The following is a 5,066-nucleotide window of genomic DNA, read 5'->3' on the forward strand; positions in this document are numbered from 1 at the left end:
CCCCTGGCGGCCCTTGGATGGGTCGCCGCCACGTTGCAGCAGGCCGTACCGCGCCCGGGAACACCACGGAGTGGTCCTGCTGCAGCGGGGTGAGGACGGTGTTGAAGACACCTAGCGCCAGGGCTGGTCATTTTTCAGACATGCCCTAGCCGAGGTCGTCGGCCAGGCCCCGGTAGTACCCGCTCTGCGCCGGGAAGTAGTCGCCGAACTCGGGGAGCGTCTCGCCCCGGCGTGCCGCGACGAGCATGTCCAGGTAGTACTCCCACCCGGGCCCCACCTCGCTGACCGTGTCGACGGGGATGCCGAGGTGGGTGAGCGTCAGCTCGGTGGCCCCGTCCGCCTCACGCAGATCGGCGGACAGCCGCCAGGCCCCGCCCGGATCGGTCACCGACAGCGCGAGGTGCCGCGGCGGATCGCACGCGTCGATCAGCATCTCGCTCCACGGTGTGTCCTCCTCGAACGCCAACTGCACCCGGATCGTGTTGCCGGCGCCCGGTTCTCCCTCCCAGGGGCCGAACCATCCTGCGGTGCGGTCGGATTCGGTGATCGACGCCCAGACGTCCGCGATCGGGGCGTCGAACGTGCGGGTGATGAGCAGGTCGACGCCGTCGGCTGCGCGGTCGAGCGTGCCTCGCGGTTGCGGATCCATCGGGCTCTCCCGTTCGAAGGTTCCGGGCGGGTGGGGTGTCGGCTACTCGCCCTCTCCCAGTTTGTCCTCCCCGCGCCGCCGGAAGAAGCGGAATCCGGGAACTCCGATGATCGCCTGCCGCACGTCCTTGACCACCTCGAGCAGTTCGTGGATCTCCGGGGAGACGGTGTCGAGGGTCGCGAGGATCGGCATCAGCGCGGTCATCCGGTCGGTCAGCTCGGGCAGCTGGTCGAACAGCCTGACCGCGGCATGAACCTCGTCCTCGCTGATCTCGTCGACGAACTGCGACGCCAGCGGCGCGGCCGCCAGCGCCAGCGGCTGGTAGATGCCGAGCAGCTCGTCGGCGACCGCGGCCGAGCGCGCCGCGGTGGCGACCACGATCTCGGTCTCGTTCGCGACCACCGCGGTGCGGTCCACCAGCGTCGCGCACGCGGCGATCACGGCGTCCGCCGCGGCCACCGCGCGGGCTGCGCCATCGACCACGCCGGACACCTGCCGCACCAGGCCCTCGGCCTCGTCGAGCAGCGCGGCCACCCGTGTCGGGAGGCCGACGACGAATACGGCGGTGTCGACGGACCACTGCAGGGACGACTGTGCTGCCTTCTGCACCGTCGGGAGGATCTGGAGCGGATTGACGGGGAACGGCAGCATCCCGCCATCCTGCCCGATCCTCGCGAACTGTCGGTGGTTGCTGGGAGTATCGAGGACGTGGATGCCGTGCACACCGTGGTCGAATCGCCCGTCGGGCCGCTGACGCTGGTCCGGACACCGGAGGGCCTGTGCGGGCTCTACATGCACCCGCAGCGGCACCTGCCGGACAGCGCGCGGTTCGGCCCGCGCGTYGACGCGGGATTCGACGACGTGACCGCGCAGTTGGCCGAGTACTTCGACGGCGCCCGTACCGAGTTCACGGTGCCGCTCGCGCCGGCGGGCACGGAGTTCCAGCAGCGGGTGTGGGACGCGCTGCGGACCATCCCGTACGGCGACTGCTGGACGTACCTGCAGTTGGCGGAGCACCTCGGCAACCCGGCCGCGATCCGCGCGGTGGCCGCCGCGAACGGCCGGAACCCGATCGGCATCATCGTGCCGTGTCACCGCGTGGTCGGCAGTGACGGCTCGCTCACCGGGTACGCCGGCGGGCTCGAACGCAAGCAGTTCCTGCTGGATCTGGAGAGCCCGGCCTCCGTGGGAATCCAGGATGGGCTGTTCTGACGGCGGTGGCACCTCACGTTCCGGCGCCCCGGAGCGTCTACAGGGTGTGGGACTGAAACCGTTCGAACAGATCGTCACCGAGCACGGGCCGGTGGTGCTGCGGGTGTGCCGGGCGTTGCTCGGCCCGCTCGAAGCCGAGGACGCCTGGTCGGAGACCTTCCTCGCCGCGCTGCGTGCCTACCCGGACCTGCCGCCCGGCGCCAACGTCGAGGCGTGGCTGGTGACCATCGCGCACCGCAAGGCCGTCGACGTCCACCGGACCCGACAGCGGGTTCCGATCCCGACCGACGAGGTACCGGACCGGGCAACCGCGCGCGGACTCCCCGGCTTGTGGAACCACGAACTGTGGGACGCGCTCGCGGACCTGCCGTTCACGCAGCGCGCCGCCGTGGTCTACCACCACCTCGCCGGCCTGCCCTACGCGGAGGTCGCCGGGATCCTCGGCAACAGCACCGACGCCGCCCGCCGGGCCGCGTCCGACGGTATCGCCCGCCTGCGACGGACCTATCCGGCCGCCGCCGATCCCGAACCGCTCGCACAGGAAGGAGCCGCACGATGAGCGCCCTGACGTTCCCCGATGCGCACGACGGCGCCGACGCCGATGCGCTGAGCTCGCTGCACGCCCGCCTGACGGCCGCCGCCGACCGTGACGGCCTGCTCGACATCGCCTACCGCACCGTCGACACCCCCGTCGGACGGCTGATGCTGGCCGCCACCGAGGCGGGCCTCGTCCGGGTGGCGTACGCCCGCGAGGACCACGACGCCGTGCTCGCGATGCTCGCCGAACAGGTCAGCCCGCGGATCCTCGAGGCGCCCGCCCGCCTGGACGATGCGGCCCGGCAGCTCGACGAGTACTTCTCCCGCCGTCGCACCCGCTTCGACGTCTCCCTCGATCTGCGGCTGTCCCGCGGGTTCCGGCGCTCGGTGCTGACCCACCTGCCCGACATCGCGTACGGCCGCACCGCGAGCTACGCGCAGATCGCCGAGGCGGCCGGCAGCCCGCGCGCGGTGCGGGCGGTCGGCACCGCGTGCGCCACCAACCCGCTGCCGCTGTTCGTGCCGTGCCACCGGGTGGTCCGCAGCGACGGCAGCATGGGGCAGTACGCGGGCGGCGCCGAGACCAAGCGCGCGCTGCTGACACTGGAGGCGGCATGAGCGCCGCGACGCTGACCGAGCGCGTCGACGCCGTCGACTGGGTGCCGCTGCTCGACGAGCTCGACACGTTCGGCGGTGCCCAGAGCGCCCGCCCACTGCTCACGCGGGACGAGTGTCGGGAGCTGGTCGACCTGTACGACGACGCCGGCCGGTTCCGGTCCACCGTCGACATGGCCCGGCACCGCTACGGGGCCGGGCAGTATCGGTACTTCGACTACCCGCTGCCCGCGCCGATCGCCGAGATGCGCGCGATGTTCTACGTGAAACTGCTCCCCGTGGCCCGCGAGTGGGCGTGGCGACTCGGGCGGCCGGCGCCGTGGCCGGACACCCTCGACGAGTGGCTCGCGATGTGCCACGCCGCCGGGCAGCGCCGGCCCACCCCGCTGCTGCTGCGCTACGGGACCGGTGACTGGAACGCGCTGCACCGGGACCTGTACGGCGAGTTGGTGTTTCCGCTGCAGGTGGTGATCGGGCTCGACCGGCCCGGCGTCGATCACGAGGGCGGCGAGTTCCTGCTCGTGGAGCAGCGGGCCCGCGCCCAGTCCCGCGGCACCGCCACCGTGCTGCGGCAGGGGCATGCGTTCGTGTTCACCACCAACGACCGGCCGGTGCAGTCGGTGCGCGGCTGGTCAGCCGCGCCGATGCGGCACGGGGTGAGCACGGTGCGCAGCGGCATCCGGCGCACACTCGGTCTGGTCCTGCACGATGCGGAGTGAACCGACGATGTACACGCTGATCGGCAGGGACGGGAAGCCGCACGAGAGCGCCACTCCCGGCACGCTCGGCGGGCACCGGAAGGATCGCATCTACGGCACGCTGGACTGCCCCGGTGCGGCCCGCGCCATCGCCCGCGGCGGGTACGTGACGCAGCGGGTGTTCTTCGCGGACGAGGACACCGCGATCGCCGCTGGCTACCGGCCCTGCGCGGTGTGCCTGCGGGACAAGTGCAACGCCTGGAAGGCGCACAGCCGGAAGGGGAGTCGCTAGATGTCGGCGCTCATCCCGCGGCCCCGCCGCACCGTCGCGGACGGTGCGGTGCTGGTCCCCGACTGGCTCGACGTCGACCGGCAGCGCGGCATCGTCGACGCGTGCCGCGAGTGGGCGCGCGGACCGGTACCGATGCGGGCGGCCCGGCTGCCGACCGGGCGCGAGATGTCGGTACAGACCGTGTGCCTCGGCTGGCACTGGCAGCCGTACCGCTACAGCCGCGTCGCCGACGACGCCGGGGGCGGCCGGGTGCTTCCGGTGCCGGAATGGTTGGCGGAGTTGGGGAAACGCGCCGTCGCCGACGCGTACGACGACCCGGCCGCGGGCGCGGCCTACGAGCCCGATGCCGCGCTGATCAACTTCTACGACGACGCCGCCCGCATGGGCATGCACCGCGACCAGGAGGAGCGCTGCGGCGCACCGGTCGTGTCGCTGAGCATCGGCGACACCTGCACCTTCCGCTTCGGCAATGCCGAGACCCGCGGCAAGCCGTACACCGACGTGGGACTGCACTCGGGCGATCTGTTCGTCTTCGGCGGCCCGTCCCGCTTCGCGTACCACGGTGTGCCCAAGGTCTTTCCGGGCACCGCCGACCCGGGCTGCGGGCTCACGTCGGGGCGGCTCAACATCACACTGCGCGTGACCGGGTTGGGGTGATGTACCCGAGGGACCGCGATACGTCAGGCGTGGTTCGTGCCGTGGTCGGCGAACTCGGCAAAGCTCTCCACCTGGTCAAGGTCCGGGTCGAGGGCGCGGGCGAGCCAGAGTTCGTACCAGTCGAGGAACGTCAGCGGCTCGCGGGTGTCTGGGTGGAGCACCGGCAGCGCGGCGGCGTGCTCGTAGCTGTGCCACCACACCTGCCCCGTGGCCGGGCCGCGCAGGATCAGGAGGTCATAGATGCCGCATCCCTCGTCCGCGAGGAATGTCGCGCCTCGGTGGATCCGGCCGATGTTCTCCGACCACTGGAATTCGGAGTCCTCGGCGGCGGGCGGGCAGGGTCGCTCGGCGGTGAAGGGGAAGTCCGCGGCGTAGTCGATCGCGGCGTCCTCGGCCTCCTGCGCCA

The 5,066-nt window shown here is 72.0% G+C and carries 8 protein-coding genes and 1 pseudogene; 6 read left to right on the forward strand and 3 right to left on the reverse strand.

Annotation, left to right across the window (positions count from 1 at the left end; all coding sequences use genetic code 11):
* Positions 1–145: 145 nt before the first annotated feature.
* A complete protein-coding gene (locus AB4Z09_RS28720) occupies positions 146–649 on the reverse strand; it encodes an SRPBCC family protein (protein WP_114724593.1) in 504 nt (167 codons plus the stop codon).
* 42 nt (positions 650–691) lie between these two features.
* Positions 692–1,297, reverse strand: coding sequence for a ribulose 1,5-bisphosphate carboxylase large subunit (locus AB4Z09_RS28725; protein WP_114724600.1), 606 nt, complete (start codon positions 1,295–1,297; stop codon positions 692–694).
* Positions 1,298–1,357: 60 nt separating this feature from the next.
* On the opposite strand from AB4Z09_RS28725, the gene AB4Z09_RS28730 reads away from it, so the two are divergent.
* The 6 genes from AB4Z09_RS28730 to AB4Z09_RS28755 are packed head-to-tail and all read left to right on the forward strand — an operon-like array spanning position 1,358 to position 4,660.
* On the forward strand, positions 1,358–1,861 hold the full coding sequence (locus AB4Z09_RS28730; protein WP_442241350.1) for a methylated-DNA--[protein]-cysteine S-methyltransferase: 504 nt from the start codon (positions 1,358–1,360) through the stop codon (positions 1,859–1,861).
* 46 nt (positions 1,862–1,907) lie between these two features.
* Positions 1,908–2,420 carry an RNA polymerase sigma factor gene (locus AB4Z09_RS28735; RefSeq protein ID WP_114724595.1) on the forward strand — a complete coding sequence of 171 codons (513 nt, stop codon included), beginning with the start codon at positions 1,908–1,910 and terminating at the stop codon, positions 2,418–2,420.
* Positions 2,417–3,016, forward strand: coding sequence for a methylated-DNA--[protein]-cysteine S-methyltransferase (locus AB4Z09_RS28740; RefSeq protein ID WP_442241351.1), 600 nt, complete (start codon positions 2,417–2,419; stop codon positions 3,014–3,016). The genes AB4Z09_RS28735 and AB4Z09_RS28740 overlap by 4 nt, the downstream gene beginning before the upstream one ends.
* Positions 3,013–3,732: a 2OG-Fe(II) oxygenase gene (locus tag AB4Z09_RS28745; protein ID WP_429517072.1), complete on the forward strand. Its 720-nt coding sequence runs from the start codon at positions 3,013–3,015 to the stop codon at positions 3,730–3,732. Before AB4Z09_RS28740 ends, AB4Z09_RS28745 begins: the two co-directional genes overlap by 4 nt.
* Positions 3,722–4,003 carry a metal-binding protein gene (locus tag AB4Z09_RS28750; protein WP_442241352.1) on the forward strand — a complete coding sequence of 94 codons (282 nt, stop codon included), beginning with the start codon at positions 3,722–3,724 and terminating at the stop codon, positions 4,001–4,003. Before AB4Z09_RS28745 ends, AB4Z09_RS28750 begins: the two co-directional genes overlap by 11 nt.
* Positions 4,004–4,660: an alpha-ketoglutarate-dependent dioxygenase AlkB family protein gene (locus AB4Z09_RS28755; RefSeq protein WP_442241353.1), complete on the forward strand. Its 657-nt coding sequence runs from the start codon at positions 4,004–4,006 to the stop codon at positions 4,658–4,660.
* Between the two features lie 23 nt (positions 4,661–4,683).
* On the opposite strand, the pseudogene AB4Z09_RS28760 reads toward AB4Z09_RS28755, so the two are convergent.
* Positions 4,684–5,066: pseudogene (locus AB4Z09_RS28760) on the reverse strand (hypothetical protein); the annotation flags it as partial.

The organism is Rhodococcus sp. TAF43, from assembly GCF_052113525.1.
In the GTDB taxonomy this organism is placed as follows: domain Bacteria; phylum Actinomycetota; class Actinomycetes; order Mycobacteriales; family Mycobacteriaceae; genus Prescottella.